General features: G+C 64.1%; 17 protein-coding genes. 16 read left to right on the top strand and 1 reads right to left on the bottom strand.

All coding sequences use genetic code 11. The features are described from left to right. Positions 1 to 39: 39 nt before the first annotated feature. From surE to rlmD, 6 genes are all read left to right on the top strand, one after another. A complete protein-coding gene (gene surE / locus AC1Z32_RS21800; RefSeq protein ID WP_483480527.1) occupies positions 40 to 798 on the top strand; it encodes a 5'/3'-nucleotidase SurE in 759 nt (252 codons plus the stop codon). Further along, positions 768 to 1,862, top strand: a complete 1,095-nt coding sequence (locus tag AC1Z32_RS21795; RefSeq protein ID WP_483480526.1) for a protein-L-isoaspartate(D-aspartate) O-methyltransferase — start codon at positions 768 to 770, stop codon at positions 1,860 to 1,862. The genes surE and AC1Z32_RS21795 overlap by 31 nt, the downstream gene beginning before the upstream one ends. Positions 1,863 to 1,867: 5 nt before the next feature. Next, on the top strand, positions 1,868 to 2,818 hold the full coding sequence (locus AC1Z32_RS21790; protein ID WP_483481712.1) for a peptidoglycan DD-metalloendopeptidase family protein: 951 nt from the start codon (positions 1,868 to 1,870) through the stop codon (positions 2,816 to 2,818). A 12-nt stretch (positions 2,819 to 2,830) separates the two neighbouring features. Further along, positions 2,831 to 3,946, top strand: a complete 1,116-nt coding sequence (rpoS, locus tag AC1Z32_RS21785) for an RNA polymerase sigma factor RpoS (RefSeq protein WP_483480525.1) — start codon at positions 2,831 to 2,833, stop codon at positions 3,944 to 3,946. Positions 3,947 to 4,002: 56 nt separating this feature from the next. Beyond that, a complete protein-coding gene (locus AC1Z32_RS21780) occupies positions 4,003 to 4,779 on the top strand; it encodes a 3'-5' exonuclease (RefSeq protein WP_483480524.1) in 777 nt (258 codons plus the stop codon). Positions 4,780 to 4,927: 148 nt separating this feature from the next. Next, positions 4,928 to 6,253, top strand: a complete 1,326-nt coding sequence (gene rlmD / locus AC1Z32_RS21775) for a 23S rRNA (uracil(1939)-C(5))-methyltransferase RlmD (RefSeq protein WP_483481711.1) — start codon at positions 4,928 to 4,930, stop codon at positions 6,251 to 6,253. 78 nt (positions 6,254 to 6,331) lie between these two features. Here the strand turns inward: rlmD and AC1Z32_RS21770 are convergent, their stop codons facing one another. Then, positions 6,332 to 7,030, bottom strand: coding sequence for a Bax inhibitor-1/YccA family protein (locus tag AC1Z32_RS21770; RefSeq protein WP_008349366.1), 699 nt, complete (start codon positions 7,028 to 7,030; stop codon positions 6,332 to 6,334). Between the two features lie 335 nt (positions 7,031 to 7,365). Between AC1Z32_RS21770 and ndk the strand changes: the two genes are divergently transcribed. From ndk to hflX, 10 genes are all read left to right on the top strand, one after another. Further along, on the top strand, positions 7,366 to 7,791 hold the full coding sequence (gene ndk, locus AC1Z32_RS21765; protein ID WP_483480523.1) for a nucleoside-diphosphate kinase: 426 nt from the start codon (positions 7,366 to 7,368) through the stop codon (positions 7,789 to 7,791). A gap of 161 nt (positions 7,792 to 7,952) precedes the next feature. Next, a complete protein-coding gene (gene rlmN, locus AC1Z32_RS21760) occupies positions 7,953 to 9,095 on the top strand; it encodes a dual-specificity RNA methyltransferase RlmN (protein ID WP_483481710.1) in 1,143 nt (380 codons plus the stop codon). Between the two features lie 182 nt (positions 9,096 to 9,277). Beyond that, on the top strand, positions 9,278 to 10,414 hold the full coding sequence (locus AC1Z32_RS21755; RefSeq protein WP_483480522.1) for a RodZ domain-containing protein: 1,137 nt from the start codon (positions 9,278 to 9,280) through the stop codon (positions 10,412 to 10,414). A gap of 137 nt (positions 10,415 to 10,551) precedes the next feature. Then, on the top strand, positions 10,552 to 11,880 hold the full coding sequence (gene ispG / locus AC1Z32_RS21750) for a flavodoxin-dependent (E)-4-hydroxy-3-methylbut-2-enyl-diphosphate synthase (protein ID WP_483480521.1): 1,329 nt from the start codon (positions 10,552 to 10,554) through the stop codon (positions 11,878 to 11,880). Between the two features lie 6 nt (positions 11,881 to 11,886). Then, positions 11,887 to 13,236, top strand: coding sequence for a histidine--tRNA ligase (hisS, locus tag AC1Z32_RS21745; protein ID WP_483480520.1), 1,350 nt, complete (start codon positions 11,887 to 11,889; stop codon positions 13,234 to 13,236). A 103-nt stretch (positions 13,237 to 13,339) separates the two neighbouring features. Next, on the top strand, positions 13,340 to 13,969 hold the full coding sequence (locus AC1Z32_RS21740) for a tetratricopeptide repeat protein (protein ID WP_483480519.1): 630 nt from the start codon (positions 13,340 to 13,342) through the stop codon (positions 13,967 to 13,969). A 123-nt stretch (positions 13,970 to 14,092) separates the two neighbouring features. Further along, a complete protein-coding gene (gene bamB / locus AC1Z32_RS21735; protein ID WP_483480518.1) occupies positions 14,093 to 15,238 on the top strand; it encodes an outer membrane protein assembly factor BamB in 1,146 nt (381 codons plus the stop codon). A 389-nt stretch (positions 15,239 to 15,627) separates the two neighbouring features. Beyond that, positions 15,628 to 16,968, top strand: a complete 1,341-nt coding sequence (der, locus tag AC1Z32_RS21730; RefSeq protein WP_483480517.1) for a ribosome biogenesis GTPase Der — start codon at positions 15,628 to 15,630, stop codon at positions 16,966 to 16,968. A gap of 161 nt (positions 16,969 to 17,129) precedes the next feature. Further along, positions 17,130 to 17,366 carry an RNA chaperone Hfq gene (hfq, locus tag AC1Z32_RS21725; protein WP_035930711.1) on the top strand — a complete coding sequence of 79 codons (237 nt, stop codon included), beginning with the start codon at positions 17,130 to 17,132 and terminating at the stop codon, positions 17,364 to 17,366. 76 nt (positions 17,367 to 17,442) lie between these two features. Beyond that, positions 17,443 to 18,711, top strand: coding sequence for a GTPase HflX (gene hflX / locus AC1Z32_RS21720; RefSeq protein ID WP_483480516.1), 1,269 nt, complete (start codon positions 17,443 to 17,445; stop codon positions 18,709 to 18,711). Positions 18,712 to 18,741: the final 30 nt, after the last annotated feature.

The following is an 18,741-nucleotide window of genomic DNA, read 5'->3' as shown; positions in this document are numbered from 1 at the left end:
GTCGTCGTCGCGCCATGGTTCCTCGGTTACAATCGTCGGATGCGAATCCTACTCAGCAACGACGACGGTTATCTGGCGCGCGGCATCAATGTGCTGCACGGCGCCTTGCAGCCGCTCGGCGAAGTAACCGTGATGGCGCCGGAGCAGAACTGCAGCGGCTCGTCCAACTCGCTTACGCTGTCGCGGCCCTTGAGCGTTCATCAGGCGCCCAACGGTTTCAACTTCGTGAACGGCACGCCAACTGATTCCGTGCACATCGCGCTGACCGGCATGCTCGAGCATCAGCCGGATCTCGTCGTGTCCGGCATCAACAACGGGCAGAACGTCGGCGAAGACACCTTGTACTCGGGCACCGTTGCCGCCGCCACCGAAGGCTTCATGTTCGGCATTCCGGCGATCGCGTTTTCGCTCGTCGGTCGCGACTGGCTCCATCTCGAAGATGCCGCGCGCGTGGCCGCCGAGATCGTCGCGCATTTCCTCGACCATCCGATGCCGGGCCATCCGTTGCTGAACGTGAACATCCCGAGCCTGCCCTACGATCAGCTCCGCGAGTGGAAAGTGACGCGCCTCGGCAAGCGCCATCCTTCGCAGCCGGTCATCCGCCAGAGCGATCCGCGCGGTAATCCGATCTACTGGATCGGCCCGTCCGGCGACGCCCTCGACGCAAGCGAAGGCACTGATTTCCACGCGGTCGCGAACGGCTTCGTGTCGATCACGCCACTGCAACTCGATTTGACCCACACGAAACTCATGGCCGAGACGCGCGAATGGGCGCGTGCCGGGAGCCGCCGCACATGACCGACGAGCGCGCCAAGCGCTTTCCGCTGGCGCTCGCGGATCTGGTTCGCGAGCCGCGCAAGCCCGCGGCCCGGGCGCAGGACTCGCGCGGCAAGCAGGCCGCCGTTGCAGCGCTCAAGCCCGCGCCGGCGTCGCCGGCCAAGCCGAATACATCGCGCGCGGCGAACGCCCCGATGAAGAATCCCGCGACGGCGGCGGCGTCCGCCAAGCAGGCCACCTCTGTTTTTCCCGCCCGTTCCGGCGCGAAGAGCGCAATTGGCGCAACGAAACCGGTTCCGGGTGCGGGCAAGAGCGCCACGCCGGCACATCATGCGTCGCATGCACCGCGCACGGCCGCGCGACCCGTCGAGCGCGAGTTGAGCGCGGCCGCGACCGCGACGAAAAAGGGCGCGCCGAACGTGGCGCTGGCGAGCACGCAGACGCTCACGTCGGAACGGGTGCGCGAGCGCATGGTCGAACGGCTGCGTTCGAACGGCGTGACCGATCCGCGCGTGCTGAACGCGATGTCGGTGGTGCCGCGCCACATGTTCGTCGATCCGGGACTCGCCGCGCAGGCTTATGAAGATGCCGCGCTGCCTATCGGTCATCACCAGACCATTTCGAAGCCGTCCGTCGTCGCGCGCATGATCGAGCTGGTCGCGGCGGGGCGCGCATTGAGCAAGGTGCTGGAGATCGGCACCGGCTGCGGCTATCAGGCGGCCGTGCTGTCGCAGGTCGCCACTGAGGTTTATTCGATCGAGCGCGTGCGCCCTTTGTCGGAGCGCGCGAAGCTCAACCTTCGGCCTTTACGCGTGCCGAACATCAGACTTCATTACGGCGACGGCCGCCTCGGCTTGCCCGCGGCCGCGCCGTTCGACGCGATCGTCATTGCCTGCGCGGGACTCGACGTGCCGCAGGCCTTGCTGGATCAACTGGCGGTGGGCGGCAAGCTCGTCGCGCCAGTCGGATCGCAGGCCGCGCAGTCGCAAGTGCTGACACTGGTCACGCGCGTCTCGGTCACGCAGTGGCGGGAAGAGCAGCTCGATCGCGTTTTCTTTGTACCCTTAAAATCCGGAGTGATTTGACACCGATGAGTATCCTGCGTGCTTTGCGAGAAGGAAGTGCGGACCAAGGCCTAAGCGCGGCGCAGCGCGGCGTGTGCGTGCTGGCGTTGTCCGCGCTGGCGGCGTGTTCGACGCGCATGGACATGGCGCCCGTCGTCGACAGAACGGGCGCGCCCATCGGCACCACGGCGGCGCAGGCGCCGGACAACGGTCCGCCGCCGCCGGGCTATTACCGTGTAAAACCGGGCGACACCCTATATCGGATCGCACTGGAAAACGGTCAAAATTATCACGACATCGCAGCGTGGAATAACCTGAGCAACCCGAACCAGATCGAAGTCGGCCAGCTGATGCGCGTGGCGCCTCCGGGCGCGAACGTCGCGGCGGCAACGCCTGGTGTAGCGACCGCGCCGATCGTGGGCGGCGGCGTGCAGGCGCAGCCGCTCAACGGCGCGAACGCGTACGCCACGCCGCAGCCCGGCGCGGCCGCGCAGCCGCCGTACTACGGTCCGAACTCGGGCATGGGCGCAACGCCGGGCACGACTCCGGGCGCGGCGGCGGGCATGACATCGGCGCCGGGCGCTGACACGGGGGCGACGGCGCCCGCGGCCCAGCCGGCGTTCATCTGGCCGGCGCGCGGGCCGATCATCGGCACGTTCGACGATGCGAAGAACAAGGGTTTGAATATTGGCGGTGCGGCGGGAGATGCGGTCAACGCGTCGGCGGATGGCCGAGTGGTTTACTCCGGAAATGGGCTGCGCGGCTATGGCAATCTCATTATCATCAAGCACGACGCAACTTTTCTCACAGCGTATGCACATAATCGCGCTTTGATGGTAAAAGAAGGAGACGCGGTAACTAAAGGGCAGAAGATCGCTGAGATGGGGAACAGCGATTCGGACCGCGTGATGTTGCATTTCGAAGTTCGCCGGCAGGGAAAACCTGTTGACCCACTGAAGTATTTGCCGCCGCAATAAAGCGAAACCATCATGCCAAAAACGAAGCGCCGCCTGCCGCAAGCCGAGACTGAGACGATCAGCCGACCTTTGCAAGTGTCGGTGGAGGACGGTGCTTCGACTCATGACGACGACATCGATAACGTCGATGTCGATATCGATTCCGAATCCGATTCCGATTCCGACGAAGAAGGCAGCAGCCGTGGCAAGGGCAACGCCGAAGCGGGTGAAGGCGCAAACGATTCCGCGCCCGACGCCGACGACTTCCGCTCGCTGCTGCAGGCCGAGCTCACGGCCGACACCATCCAGCATTACCTGAACCGCATCAGCGTGAAGCCGCTCCTGACCGTCGAGGAAGAGCAGCGCTATTCACGGCTTGCGAAGGCGGGTGAATTCGAGGCGCGGCAGGTGATGATCGAGCGCAATCTGCGGCTCGTCGTCAGCATCGCGAAGGGTTATCTCAATCGCGGCGTGCCGCTGCTCGATCTCATCGAGGAAGGCAATCTCGGCCTCATGCACGCGATCGAAAAATTCGACCCCACGCGCGGCTTCCGTTTTTCGACCTATGCCACCTGGTGGATCCGCCAGAGCATCGAACGCGCGATCATGAATCAGGCGCGCACGGTGCGCCTGCCGGTGCATGTGATCCGCGAACTCAATCAGGTGCTGCGCGCGAAGCGCCATCTGGAAAAAAATTCCGCCAATGCGGCTGACAGCGTCGCGCCCGAGCGCCGCGACGCGAGCATCGACGATATCGCTTATCTCACCGGCAAGACGCCGGATGAAGTCACCGACATCCTCGCGCTCAACGAGCACACGGCTTCGCTCGATGCGCCGCTCGATCTCGATCCCGGCAGCAGCCTGCTCGATCTTCTGTCCGACGACCAGAGCCAGTCGCCGGATGCGGAAGTGCAGCATCGCGAGCTCGAATCGCTCACGCGCCTGTGGCTGTCGCGCCTGTCGGATAAACACCGGCACGTGATCGAACGGCGTTTCGGGCTCAACCATATCGAGCCCGCGACGCTCGAGGAGCTCGCCGACGAAATGGGCCTCACGCGCGAGCGTGTGCGCCAGATCCAGCAAGAGGCGCTCGTGCGGCTCAAGCGCTTTTTCGCATCCAACGGCGTTCGCAAGGACGCCGTGCTCTAACGCTTTAACGCTTTTGCGGCGCCCTTTGGTTCCAGGGCGCCGCGTTTCAGGATTCAATGACACCGATTCTCGTTTTCGACATCGAGACCATCCCCGATGTCGACGGCATTCGCCGTCTAGAAGATTTACCCGACGATCTCTCCGACCGCGAAGTCGCCGAACATGCGTTCGAAGCGCGCCGCGAGCGCGTGGGCAATGACTTTCTGCCGCATCATCTGCAGCGCGTCGCGGCGATTTCCTGCGTGTTCCGCGACAACAGCGGCTTTCGCGTGCGCTCGCTCGGCACGACCGCCGATGGCGAAGCCGCGCTCATCCAGTCGTTTTATCGCGTGATCGAGAAGTACACGCCGCAGCTCGTGTCGTGGAACGGCGGCGGCTTCGACCTGCCCGTGCTTCATTACCGCGCGCTGGTGCACGGCATCGCCGCGCCGCGATACTGGGATCTCGGTCAGGACGACCGTGAGTTCAAGTTCAACAATTACATCAGCCGCTATCACATGCGGCACATCGATCTCATGGACGTGCTCGCGATGTATCAGGCGCGCGCCAACGCGCCGCTCGATGCGCTCGCGAAGTTGTGCGGCTTTCCCGGCAAGCTCGGCATGGACGGCGGCAAGGTCTGGGAGGCGTATTGCGACGGCCATCTCGACGAAATCCGCAACTATTGCGAGACTGATGTCGTCAACACATATCTCATGTACTGCCGCTTCCAGATGATGCGCGGCGGTTTCACGCCGGATGAGTACGCCGACGAAATCAACTTCGTGAAGAACGCGCTCGCACAGGAAACGTCGTCGCACTGGGCCGAGTATCTGGCCGCGTTCGGCAGTTGACGCCGTGACGTTCGTCTACAATCTCGCCTTTGCCATTCGTTAGCCAGGAAGTACGCAGGTGTCTGAAGCCGCTCGAAAAACTCCCCATCGCCGCCGCGCCGCGCCGGCGAAATCCGTCACGCCCGATCCGAACTTCGTCGCGCCGGAAATCGAAATCGAATCGCTCGACATGGAAGCGCGCGGCGTTGGCCGCACGGTCAACGAGGACGGCGAGCCGGGCAAGGTGATCTTCGTCGAAGGCGCGCTGCCGGGCGAACGAGTGAGCTATTCGAGTTTTCGCAAGAAGCCGAGCTTCGAGCAGGCGCAGGTGGTGAAGGTGATTCGCGAGAGCGTGATCCGCGCGAAGCCGAAGTGCCAGTTTTTCGGCATCTGTGGCGGCTGCTCGATGCAGCATCTCGATGTGCGCGCGCAGATCGCGGTGAAGCAGCGCGTGCTCGAGGACAATCTGCAACATCTGGCGAAGCTGCGCGCGGAAACCATGTTCCGTCCGATTCACGGGCCGTCTTGGGGATATCGCTATCGCGCGCGCCTGACCGTGCGGCACGTCGAGAAGAAGGGCGGCGTGCTGGTCGGCTTTCACGAGAGGAAGAGCAGCTACGTCGCCGACATGACGAGCTGTGAGGTGCTGCCGCCGCACGTCTCGGCGATGCTCGTGCCGCTGCGTCATCTGGTGGCGGGGCTGTCGATCCGCGATCGCATGCCGCAGATCGAACTCGCGGTCGGTTCCGATGTCACCGCTCTCGTGCTGCGCATCCTGGAGCCGCTGACCGAAGCCGACGAAGCGCTGCTGCGCACTTTCGCCGATGAACACGGCGTTCAATGGTGGCTCCAGCCGAAAGGCCCGGATACGGTCTACCCGTTTTATCCGCTCGATCGCGAGCTGGCTTACACGCTGCCGGAGTTCGATATCCGCATGCCGTTCAAGCCGACCGATTTCACGCAGGTGAATCACCAGATCAATCGCGTGCTGGTGAGCCGCGCGTTGAGCCTGCTCGCGCCGGAAAAATCGGATCGTGTGCTCGACCTGTTCTGCGGCATCGGCAACTTCACGCTGCCGCTCGCGCGCGTGTCGCGCGAAGTGGTGGGCATCGAAGGCAGCGAGGCGCTGACCGCCCGCGCGCTGGAGAACGCGAAGGCGAACGGCGTCGACGGACATACGTCGTTCGCGTGCCGCAACCTGTTCGAAGTCACCGCCGACGACTTGCGCGCGCTCGGCGCCTTCGACAAGTTCCTGATCGATCCGCCGCGCGAAGGCGCGCTCGCGGTATCGAAGGCGCTCGCGGATATCGCGCAGAGCGGCGACGGGCCGTTGCCCCAGCGCATCGTCTACGTGTCGTGCAACCCGGCGACGCTCGCCCGCGACGCCGGGCTGCTCGTGCACGAGGCGGGCTACCGGATGAAGGGCGCGGGCGTGGTGAACATGTTCCCGCACACGTCGCACGTGGAGTCGATCGCGTTGTTCGAGCGCGATTGAGTCGGCGCTCGTTATCGAGCAGGCGCAAAAAAACCGGCCCGAAGGCCGGTTTTTTCGTTTCTGCCGCGTGCAGTCCGCTTAGTTGCGGTTGCCACCGAAGATGCCGAGCAGCGCCAGCAGGTTCGTGAACACGTTGTACAGGTCGAGATAGATCGCGAGCGTCGCGCTGATGTAGTTCGTCTCGCCGCCGTTCACCACGCGTTGCACGTCGAACAGCATGTACGCCGAGAAGATCACGATGGCGAGCACGGAGATCGTCATCATCAGTGCGGGCAGTTGCAGGAAGATGTTCGCGAACGCCGCCAGCAGAATGACGATCACGCCCATGAACAGGAACTTGCCGAGGCCCGAGAAATCGCGCTTGCTGACGGTGGCGATGGTCGCCATGGCCGCGAAGATCACGCCAGTGCCGCCGAAGGCCATCATGATCAGCTGCGGCCCGTTCGAAAACCCGAGGATGAAGCTCAAAAGCCGCGAGAGCATCAGGCCCATGAAGAACGTGAAGCCGAGCAGGACGACGACGCCCATGCCGCTGTTCTTCGTCTTCTCGATGGCGAACATGAAGCCGAACGCGATCGCGAGGAACGCGATGAAGCTCATTGCCGGGCTCGTGGCGGCGAACAGCGAGAAGCCCGTCGCGACGCCGACCCACGCGCCGAGCACCGTCGGCACCATCGAGAGCGCGAGCAGCCAGTAGGTGTTGCGCAGCACGCGGTTGCGCACCTCGACCGAGGTGACGCTGCCATTACGGCCAAAGCTGTAGGGTGATTCGTTCATGGTTTCTCCTTGCTCCAATTGTCTGTCGGTCTTCCCGCGACATCCGTCATATACGAATGATAAGGTGCGCGGACTTAAACCAGAATTAGGACCGTCTTGGTGCATCCGCGGCACGACGCGCCTCTCGGTTGCAATGCAGCGTTCTGCTCCAATATGGCCCCGGCGCGCGCCGAATTCAATAGTTCGAAGGGCTGATTCGGCCGTCCGGACGTTTAAGTCCTCGCTGGGTTTGATTCTTACGATGCCGTAAGGTTTCAATCGCAATCATACCTTGCTTCGTGCTACAATTGTCGATTCGTTTTAATCCGTAAACCGTTCATTTTTTGGAGTTTTTCATGGCGATCGAGCGCACCCTGTCGATTATTAAGCCGGACGCAGTGGCAAAGAACGTTATCGGCCAGATCTACAGCCGTTTCGAGAACGCAGGTCTGAAGATCGTTGCGTCGCGCATGGTCCATCTGTCGCGCGCCGACGCGGAAAAGTTCTACGCCGTGCACGCCGCACGTCCGTTCTTCAAGGACCTCGTGGAATTCATGATTTCCGGCCCGGTGGTGATCCAGGTTCTGGAAGGCGAGAACGCCATCGCCAAGCACCGCGACCTGATGGGCGCGACCGATCCGAAGAAGGCAGACAAGGGCACGATCCGCGCTGACTTCGCCGACAGCATCGACGCCAACGCCGTGCACGGCTCGGACGCTCCGGAAACGGCGCGTCAGGAAGTGGCGTTCTTCTTCCCGGAAGTGAACGTCTACTCGCGTTAATCGAAGCGTCGGTCGCCGCGATGGTCGGCAGGCCGTCGCGTGCATCGCGCCTCGACGCAACAATAGCGGTACGAAAACAAGCAGGAATTGGCGCGAACGGTCCCGGGCAGGGTTTCAAAGAACCGCTCCGGGCTTCGCAATCTGAAATGGCAGAACTCGACATGACGAGCAGCACCACCGTCAACCTTCTCGATCTCGACGCCGCCGGGCTCACCGCGTATTGCGCGAGTCTCGGCGAAAAGCCGTTTCGCGCCAAGCAATTGCAGCGCTGGATCCACCAGTACGGTGTCGACGACTTCGACGGCATGACGGATCTCGCGAAATCGCTGCGCGAAAAGCTCAAGGGCCGCGCCAATATGGCGATGCCCGACATCATCACGGACCACGTTTCCACCGACGGCACCCGCAAGTGGCTGATCGACGTCGGCAACGGCAACGCGGTCGAAACCGTGTTCATCCCCGAAGAGACGCGCGGCACGCTGTGCGTGTCGTCGCAGGCGGGCTGCGCGGTGAACTGCCGGTTTTGCTCCACGGGCAAGCAGGGCTTTTCCCGCAACCTGTCCACGGGCGAGATCATCGGCCAGTTGCGCATGGCGGAGTTTGCGCTGCGCCGCTCGCTCGGGCGCGAAGTCGGCGGCCCGGGCAAGGGCGAGCGCGTCGTCACGAACGTCGTGATGATGGGCATGGGTGAGCCGATGCTCAACTACGACGCCGTCGTGCCGGCCATGCGCCTGATGCTCGACGACAACGCCTACGGCCTGTCGCGCCGTCGCGTCACGCTGTCCACCTCCGGCGTCGTGCCGATGATGGACCGCCTCGCGGCCGATTTGCCGGTGGCGCTCGCGGTGTCGCTGCACGCGCCGAACGATCCGCTGCGCGACATGCTGGTGCCGCTCAACAAGAAGTACCCGCTGCGCGAGCTGATGGCCGCATGCCAGCGGTATCTGAAGGTCGCGCCGCGCGACTTCATCACGTTCGAATATTGCATGCTCGACGGCGTGAACGACAGCGAAGCGCATGCGCGCGAATTGCTGGCTGTCACGCGCGACGTGCCGTGCAAGTTCAACCTCATCCCGTTCAATCCGTTTCCGGAATCGGGCCTGACGCGTTCGAAGAACGAGCAGATCAAGCGTTTCGCGCAGGTGCTGATCGATGCGGGTGTCGTGACGACGGTGCGCAAGACGCGCGGCGACGACATCGACGCGGCATGCGGGCAGCTCGCGGGCGCGGTGCAGGATCGCACGCGTCTCGCCGAGCGCATGAGCCGCGCGGGCAGCAAGACGATCGAGGTGCGGGCGGTCTGACGCGGCGTTCGAATCGAACAAAAGCCGCCGCAAAGGCGCAGCAGGCGCCCGATGCGGCACGAAAACCGAACATTTTGTTATAAAGCGGTCTGCAATGGCGCCGGAGTTGTATCGTTCACGGGCTTTTTCGAACCTAACGAAGCAACAGCGCTATTTAGAAGAATCGATGCGAGGAATTTGGCATGAGTGAGCCGCAGCACCCGACGCCTTTCGGCAGTCATACCGGCAACCGATCCGACAGTGAGCACGAAGGTCAGGCCGGTGCGCAAGGGGCGGCATCGAATGCGGGTCAGGCGGGGCACCTGGACTCGATACAGGCGGTCGGCGCGCGTCTCGCGCAGCTCCGCCAGGCAAAAGCATGGTCGATCGACGACGTTTCCGCCCGGCTCAAGGTGTCGCCGCCCAAGTTGCTCGCGCTCGAAGCGGGCGATATCAGCCAGTTGCCCGATCGCACGTTCGCCGCGGGCATCGTGCGCAGCTACGCGAAGATTCTCGGCACCGATCCGGCGCCGTTCACGCAGGCGTTCCGGCGCGATGGCGGCGAGATCGCGCACAATCTGAAGGTGCCGGCGTCGGCGGGCGCGGGACTGCCGCGCGGACGCGTCTCAGTGCCGCTCGGCAATTCATCGGGCCGCCGTCGCTCGTGGATGTGGGGTGTGCTCGCAATGATCGTCGCACTGGCGGCGCTCGCGATGTGGCATACCGGCGGCGATTCGGGCAACTGGCTCGCGCGCCTGAAGGCAAGCACGGGCGTCGGCCTGTCGTCGACGTCGAACTCGACCGAATCCAAAGCCGCAGTCTCCGCGCCGACGCCCGACGAGGCCGCCGCGGCGAACACGGGCGAAGCGTCGCTGCCCGAAGTGGCGGCGGCGCCCGGCGAACAGCCGATGCCGCGTCCGCTCGGCACGAACGCGCTGCCGGCTTCGTCGTCGACGCTGTCCGCGGTCCAGGGCGCGAGCGCGCCGTCGTCCGTGGCGGCGCCGGCATCCGCGGCGAAGATGGCATCCGCGCCGAAGGCTGCCTCGGCTGTCGCGCCGGCGGCGGCGTCCGCTCCGGCGGTCGCGGGCAGCGGCTCGGGCGCGGTCGAATTGAAAGTGAAGGAAGATAGCTGGTTCAGCGTGCGCGGCAAGGACGGCAAAGAGCTGTTTTCGGGTCTCGTGCACGCCGGCGCCACCCAGCGCGTGGAAGGCGAGGCGCCGTTCAAGGTGACCGTCGGAAACGTAAAGGGCGTCGAATCCTTGTCGGTCGATGACGAGCCGGTCGATGCCAAGCGCTATTCCTCCGCACGCGGAAACGTCGCGCGCCTCTCGCTGCCTTGAGCGTGAGCGCGAGGTCGGCTGATTGACGCGCGGCGGACAAGTCAGGGGCGTCACGGTGCAAGCCGTGACGCCCGTTTGAGGTTCCACACACGCAGCCCGGCGCCCGATCGGCGCGCAGGTTGCCAAAGGGTTTTTCGATGCAATCCGAAGCTCAATCCCTGATCAGCAGCAAGATTTGTTCGACCGAGCCGGTCTTCGGCGGTCCGTTGCAGCGTCGCGCATCGCATGCGGTCGACGTGCGCTGGGGCGGCCAGCTCGTCACGATCGGCGGCGACGCGCCGGTGCGCGTGCAGTCGATGACCAACACCGATACCGCGGACGCCATCGGCACCGCGATCCAGATCAAGGAACTCGCGCAGGCGGGCTCCGAACTCGTGCGCATCACGGTGAACACGCCGGAAGCGGCGGCCGCCGTGCCGCATATCCGCGAGCAACTGGACCGCATGGGCGTGACGGTGCCGCTCGTCGGCGACTTTCACTACAACGGCCATCTGCTGCTGCGCGACTATCCCGCGTGCGCGGAGGCGCTGTCGAAGTACCGCATCAATCCGGGCAATGTGGGCCAGGGTGCGAAGCGCGACACGCAATTCGCGCAGATGATCGAAGCCGCGATCAAGTACGACAAGCCGGTGCGCATCGGCGTGAACTGGGGCAGTCTCGATCAGGACCTGCTCGCGCGCATGATGGACGAAAACGCCGCGCGCTCGACGCCGTGGGAAGTGCAAAGCGTGATGTACGAGGCGCTGATTCAATCGGCGATCGGCTCGGCGGAACGCGCCGTCGAACTGGGCCTCGGCCGCGACAAGATCATCCTGTCGTGCAAGGTCAGCGGCGTGCAGGATCTGATCGCCGTGTATCGCGAACTGGCGAAGCGCTGCAGCTTCGCGCTGCATCTCGGCCTGACCGAGGCGGGCATGGGCTCGAAGGGCATCGTGGCTTCCACGGCCGCGCTTTCCGTGCTGCTGCAGGAAGGCATTGGCGACACGATTCGCATCTCGCTCACGCCCGAGCCGGGCGGCGCGCGCACGGGCGAAGTCGTCGTCGGCCAGGAGATTTTGCAGACCATGGGCCTGCGCTCCTTCACGCCGATGGTCATCGCGTGCCCCGGCTGCGGCCGCACGACGAGCACGCTGTTCCAGGAACTCGCGTCGCAAATCCAGACCTATCTGCGCAACTCGATGCCCGTCTGGCGCGACCAATATCCTGGCGTCGAGAAGATGCACGTCGCGGTGATGGGCTGCATCGTCAATGGGCCGGGTGAGTCGAAGCACGCGAACATCGGCATCAGCCTGCCGGGCTCGGGTGAGAATCCGGCGGCGCCCGTTTTCATCGACGGCGTGAAGGTAAAGACCCTGCGCGGCGAGCGCATCGGCGAGGAATTCCAGCAGATCGTCAGCGACTACGTCGAGCGCACCTACGGGCAAACCGCGGGCACGCGTGAAGAGACGTCCACCGCAACCCTTTGAAGACACATGACTGAACAGAAGAAACGGCTCGAGAAACTGAGCGGCGTGAAGGGCATGAACGACATCCTCCCGCAGGATGCCGCGTTGTGGGACTTCTTCGAGACCACCGTCAAGTCGATGCTGCGCGCATACGGCTATCAGAACATCCGCACGCCGATCATCGAGCATACGCAGTTGTTCACGCGTGGCATCGGCGAGGTGACGGATATCGTCGAGAAGGAAATGTACAGCTTCACCGACGCGCTGAACGGCGAGCATCTGACGATGCGCCCGGAGAACACCGCGGCGGTGGTGCGCGCGACCATCGAGCACAATCTGCTGTACGACGGCCCGAAGCGCCTGTGGTACATCGGCCCGATGTTCCGTCACGAGCGTCCGCAGCGCGGGCGTTATCGCCAGTTCCATCAGGTCGGCGTGGAAGCGCTCGGCTTCGCGGGTCCGGACACCGACGCCGAAATCATCATGATGTGCCAGCGTCTCTGGGACGATCTCGGGCTCACCGGCATCCGCCTCGAACTGAACTCGCTCGGCCAGGCCGAGGAGCGCGCGGCGCATCGCAAGGAGCTGATCGCGTATCTGGAGAAGCACGTCGATTCGCTCGATGAAGAAGCGAAGCGCCGTCTCTATACGAATCCGCTGCGCGTGCTCGACACGAAGAATCCGGCGCTGCAGGAGATCGCGCAGAACGCGCCGAAGCTCGTCGATTTTCTCGGCGAGACCTCGCGCAAGCACTTCGAGGGCGTGCAGCGGCTGCTCAAGGCGAACAACATTCCGTTCACGATCAACCCGCGTCTCGTGCGCGGCCTCGACTACTACAACCTGACCGTGTTCGAGTGGGTCACCGACAAGCTCGGCGCGCAGGGCACGGTCGCGGGCGGCGGGCGTTACGATCCGCTGATCGAGCAGCTGGGCGGCAAGCCGACGGCCGCCTGTGGCTGGGCGATGGGCGTCGAGCGCATCCTCGAGCTGCTGAAGGAAGAGCATCTCGTGCCGGAAGCCGAAGGCACGGACGTCTATGTCGTGCATCAGGGCGAGAAGGCGGCGGAGCACGCGTTCATCGTCGCGGAGCGTCTGCGCGATACTGGCCTCGACGTCATCCTGCATTGCAGCCCGGACGGCGCGTCCGCGAGCTTCAAGTCGCAGATGAAAAAGGCCGACGCGAGCGGCGCGGCTTTCGCCGTCGTGCTCGGTGAAGACGAGCTCGCGCAGGGCATGATTGGCGTCAAGCCGCTGCGCCGTTCGGGCGACGAAACGTCCGAAGGGCAAAAGAACGAGCAGGTGAACGTTCCGGCGGAAGACTTGACCGAATACCTAATCAATGCGATGGTTGCAACCGCCGATGACGAGGGTGCCTGAGATTCGGGCGTCCGGCTGCGCGCATCGGGCAGGATCGGGACGATCCGGCATCGCGCGCGGCACTCGTTGAGGGATTTGAAACGCAGGAAGGAATAGCTGGACGATGAGCTATCACGACGAACAAGAATCACTGGAAAGCGTAAAGGCCTGGTGGGCCAGATGGGGTAACACCACGACTTGGATCGTGCTCGTGGCGCTCATCATCGCGGCCGGCTACAACGGATGGAATTTCTGGCAGCGCCGTCAGGCAGCCGAAGCATCGGTGCTGTACGACCATCTGCAGCAGGCGGTGAACGGCAACGACCAGGCGCTGGTGGCGCGTGTGGCGTCGGACATGGAAGACAAGTTCGGCAGCACGGGCTACGCGCAGATGACCGCGCTCGCGGCGGCGAAGTCGCTCTACGCGGCGGGCAACGCGGCCGGCGCGAAGGCGCAGTTGCAATGGGCCATCGATCACGCCAAGGACGACGAGTACAAGCAGATCGCGAAGCTGCGCCTCGCGCTCATCCTGCTCGATGAAAAGAACTACGACGCCGGCCTGAAGCTGCTCGCCGATCAGCCGCTCGATGCGTTCAAGGGCGTGATCGCGGATCGCCGCGGCGACCTGCTCGCCGCGCAAGGCAAGCGCGACGATGCGCGCGCAGCGTACAAGGTGGCGCTCGATACACTGCCCGCGAACGACACGTCCGCGCGTCAGCTGATTCAGTTCAAGCTCGATGCGCTGGGCGGCTGATCCGCATCGTTCCGTATCGGTCAAGCATTGTTCAATCTGGCCGCCGTGCCGCGGCGTCGTGATGAAGCGACGCGGCGGCCAGCGCCGATCAACCCAATTCACCCATTCATGTTGCGTCCACCGATGACTTTTTTGAAACGCTACGCCGTGCCGCTCGCCTGTGCGATGACCGCCTTGTTGGCCGCTTGCTCGTCGACCAAGGATGAACGCCGCGAGCCGACACCGCTCGCGGACTTCAAGCCGGTGTTGAACGTCAATCAGGCGTGGAAAGCGAGCGTCGGCAAGGCGGGCCGCTATCTCTTCTCACCGGTCGCCGTGGACGACTTCGTCTTTGCCGCGGGCACGAACGGCACCGTTGCCAAGATCGACGCGAAGACCGGCCAGGACGTCTGGCGCACCAAGCTGAAGGACGATCTGTCCGCGGGTGTCGGCAGCGACGGCAATCTCACGGCGGTGGGCGGACTGAAAGGCCAGGTCGACGTGCTCGGCCCCGACGGCAAGCTGCTGTGGACGGCCACCGCGCCGGGCGAAATCATCTCGCCGCCGCTCGTCGGCAACGATCTCGTGGTCGTGCGCACGATTGACGGCAAGGTCATCGCGTACAACGCGCAGACCGGCGAGCAGAAGTGGATCTTCCAGTTGCGCGCCGTGCCGCTGAACCTGCGCGTATCGGCGGGCATGACCTTCGCCGGCAATCAGGCGGTGCTCGCGGGCTTCCCCGGCGGCGCTTTCGCGGCGATCAACCTGCAGACGGGCGACGCGTACTGGCAGGCGCCGGTGTCGTATCCGAAGGGCGTGACCGAAGTCGAGCGCATCAACGACGTAACCGGCGCGCCGGGTCTCGTCGGCGCGCAGACCTGCGCGGTGACGTTCCAGGGCCGTATCGGCTGCTTCGACGCGAACACGGGCCGCCCGGTGTGGGAAAAGAACTTCTCGAGCGACAGCGGCCTCGCGCAGGACGAGCAGGTCGTCGCGGCCGGCGACGACTGGTCGGTCGTCAACGCGTTCCGCGCGTCGGACGGCTCGCCGCTCTGGAAGACGGACGCGCTGAAGAATCGCAGCGTCAGCGTGCCGTACATCCTGGGCCGTGCGGTCGTGGTGGGCGACTACAAGGGCTTCGTCCACTTCCTCAACACGGAGAACGGCGCGCTGGTGGGCCGCGCGCCGACCGATGGCAGCGCGATCACCGCGGCGCCCGTGCTGGCGGGCAATACGCTCGTCGTGCAGACGCATGACGGCGATCTCTACGGCTTCCGTCCGAGCAACTGAGAACCCGGCCGCGAATGCGCTCGATGCGCTCGCGGCCATCAGCAGCAAAGCGCGCCATCGATTTCCGATGACGCGGCAGGCTCGCCACGACGGGCCGCACGAGAAAGAAGCGGTGCGCCGCGCGCGCATCGCGGCAGAACCCGCATGCAAAAGCAGGGTCGCAGAATGAAGCGCGCCGCGCGAAGGCGCCGCGCACGACGAGCCTCCGAAGAGGCGAGACCGGCGAGCGACCGCCGAAGTCCAGGTTCTCCGGCGCGCGTCGCGTGCGGCAGGCCGAATCCATGCTAATTTTCGACAAGCGCAGCCATTGCGCGGCGTAGCGGAACGCAACGAGACGTTTCTACCGCGCGTACCGCGTCCGCCTTGCGTTCAACCTTGAACAACATCAGATGAAACCCGTGATTGCCCTCGTCGGGCGCCCCAATGTGGGGAAATCGACTCTTTTCAACCGGCTCACCCGCTCGCGCGACGCGCTCGTCGCCGACTTGCCGGGCCTCACCCGCGACCGCCATTACGGCGAAGGCCGCGTGGGCGGCGAGCGACCGTATCTCGTCGTGGACACCGGCGGCTTCGAGCCGGTCGCGAAGGACGGCATCCTGCACGAGATGGCGCGCCAGACGCGTCAGGCGGTGGAAGAGGCCGATGTCGTCGTGTTCATCGTCGATGGCCGCAACGGGCTCGCGCCGCAGGACAAGGCGATCGCCGACTACCTGCGCAAGACCGGCCGGCCGCTCTTTCTCGTCGTGAACAAGGCCGAGGGCATGAAGTACACGGCGGTTGCGTCGGACTTCTACGAACTCGGTCTCGGCGATCCGCGCGCGATCTCGGCCGCCCACGGCGACGGCGTCCTGGAGATGATCAACGACGCGCTCGATATCGCGTACAAGGATCAGCCGGAAGAAACGGACGAGGAAAAGGCGCAGCACGGCGTCAAGATCGCGATCGTCGGGCGGCCGAACGTCGGCAAGTCGACGCTCGTGAACACGCTCCTCGGCGAGGAGCGCGTGATCGCCTTCGACATGCCCGGCACCACGCGCGATTCCATCTATATTGATTTCGAGCGCCAAGGCCGCAAATACACCTTGATCGACACCGCGGGCCTGCGCCGCCGCGGCAAGGTGTTCGAAGCGATCGAGAAGTTTTCGGTGGTGAAGACGCTGCAGTCGATCGCCGATGCCAACGTCGTGATCCTCCTGCTCGACGCGCAGCAGGACATTTCGGAGCAGGACGCGCACATCGCGGGCTTCGTGGTGGAGCAGGGCCGCGCGCTCGTCGTCGGCGTGAACAAGTGGGACGGCCTCGATTCGCATGTGCGTGAGCGCACCAAGGCGGACCTGACGCGCAAGCTCAAGTTTTTGGACTTCGCAAAATTCCACTACGTTTCCGCGCTGGAAAAGACGGGCATCGGCGCGTTGATGAAATCGGTCGACGACGCCTACGCCGCCGCGATGGCCAAGCTGCCGACGCCGAAGCTGACGCGCGCGCTGATCGAAGCGGTGGAGTTCCAGCAGCCGCGCCGCCGCGGGCCGGTGCGGCCGAAACTGCGCTACGCGCACCAGGGCGGGCAGAATCCGCCCATCATCGTCGTGCACGGCAACGCGCTCGACGCGGTCACGGAGACGTACAAGCGATATCTGGAAGGGCGCTTTCGCGAAACTTTTGGACTCGCCGGCACTCCACTTCGCATAGAGTTTCGGTCGAGCCGAAACCCTTACGCGGACAAGGAATGAGAGCCGCGTGAAGCCTTGCGTATCGGCGCCGCTGGCCATTTGGCCGAGCCGGCGCCGAAAACGTGAAACAGCGAAAATCGGCTATAGTGTAGCGATTGTCGGCGGATCTCTTTTTCTTCGTCCACAATACTTCCAACCTGCAAAAAAACACGGAGTTTGCTATGAGCAACAAAGGGCAATTGTTACAAGACCCGTTTTTGAACGCACTGCGTAAAGAGCACGTGCCGGTGTCGATCTATTTGGTCAACGGCATCAAGCTTCAAGGGAACATCGAATCGTTCGACCAGTACGTCGTGTTGCTCCGAAATACGGTCACCCAGATGGTCTATAAGCACGCCATTTCGACGGTCGTGCCGGCCCGCCCGGTGAATTTCCACCCGGACGCTGAAACGTCCTAAACCGTGTTGCGACCGGCAGTAATAAACCGAACATTAAGAAACTCGCCGGTCGCTTCAAAAACTTAAACATATTAATTTGATCAACGCAGCGCTCGTCGGTATCGACTTCGGCAAGATCGATTTCGAAGCCAGTCTGGAAGAACTCAGTCTGCTCGCACAAAGTGCGGGCGCCCATCCCGCCGTCACGCTCACCGGCCGCCGATCGAGCCCCGATGCCAAGATGTTCATCGGCAGCGGCAAGGTCGAGGAACTGCGCCTTCAGTGTGAAGCGAACGACGTCGAACTCGTCATTTTCAATCACGCGCTCGCGCCCGCGCAGCAACGCAATCTCGAGCTCGCGCTGAATCGCCGCGTGGTGGATCGCACGAGCCTCATTCTCGATATCTTCGCGCAGCGCGCCCGCAGCCACGAAGGCAAGCTGCAGGTGGAACTCGCGCAACTGCAATATCTGTCTACGCGCCTGATTCGCGCGTGGACTCACCTCGAACGCCAGAAGGGCGGTATTGGCCTGCGCGGCCCGGGTGAAACGCAGCTCGAAACCGACCGCCGTCTGATCGGCGAGCGCATCAAGGCGCTCAAGTCGCGGCTCGAGAGGCTGCGCCGTCAGCACGGCACGCAGCGGCGTCAGCGCGCGCGCAACCGCACGATGTCGGTGTCGCTCGTCGGCTATACGAACGCGGGCAAGTCCACGCTCTTCAACGCGCTCACCAAGGCGCAGGCCTACGCGGCGGATCAGCTTTTCGCAACGCTGGATACCACTTCGCGCCGCGTGTTCCTCGGCGAGGAAGCGGGGCATGTGGTGGTGTCGGATACGGTCGGGTTCATCCGCGAATTGCCGCACCAGCTCGTCGCCGCGTTCCGTGCGACGCTCGAGGAAACCATTCACGCGGACGTGCTGCTGCACGTCGTCGATGCGTCGAGCGCAGTGCGCCTCGATCAGATCGATCAGGTGAACGAGGTGTTGCGCGGCATCGGCGCGGACAATATCCGCCAGATTCTCGTCTTCAACAAGATCGATTCCGTGCCCGAGCTGGCGGCCCGTGACGAGGCGGTTGAAAGGGACGAGTATGGTAATATTTCGCGCGTTTTCTTGAGCGCACGCACGGGGCAGGGGCTTGATGCGCTGCGCGCTGCCATCGCCGAAATTGCCACGGCGGAATCCGACGAAACCGATGCGGGCCTACCCAGCGTGCTCGCCGAACTTCCGGAGTCGCACGAGGCGTCCGAAGCAACGCAATCCACGCAGTCCGGGTCAAACGCCACACACGATGCGAACGCGCAGCCGGAAGACCGCCGGCAGGCCGTTGAGCGTGACGATCACAAGGTTCCCGAGCACGGACATTGAGTCGCTTGGGATTGCGTCGACCCGGCATCG

The sequence above is a fragment of the Caballeronia sp. 11_S32 genome (genome assembly GCF_056930355.1).
This window is presented reverse-complemented; position numbering and strand designations above follow the sequence as displayed.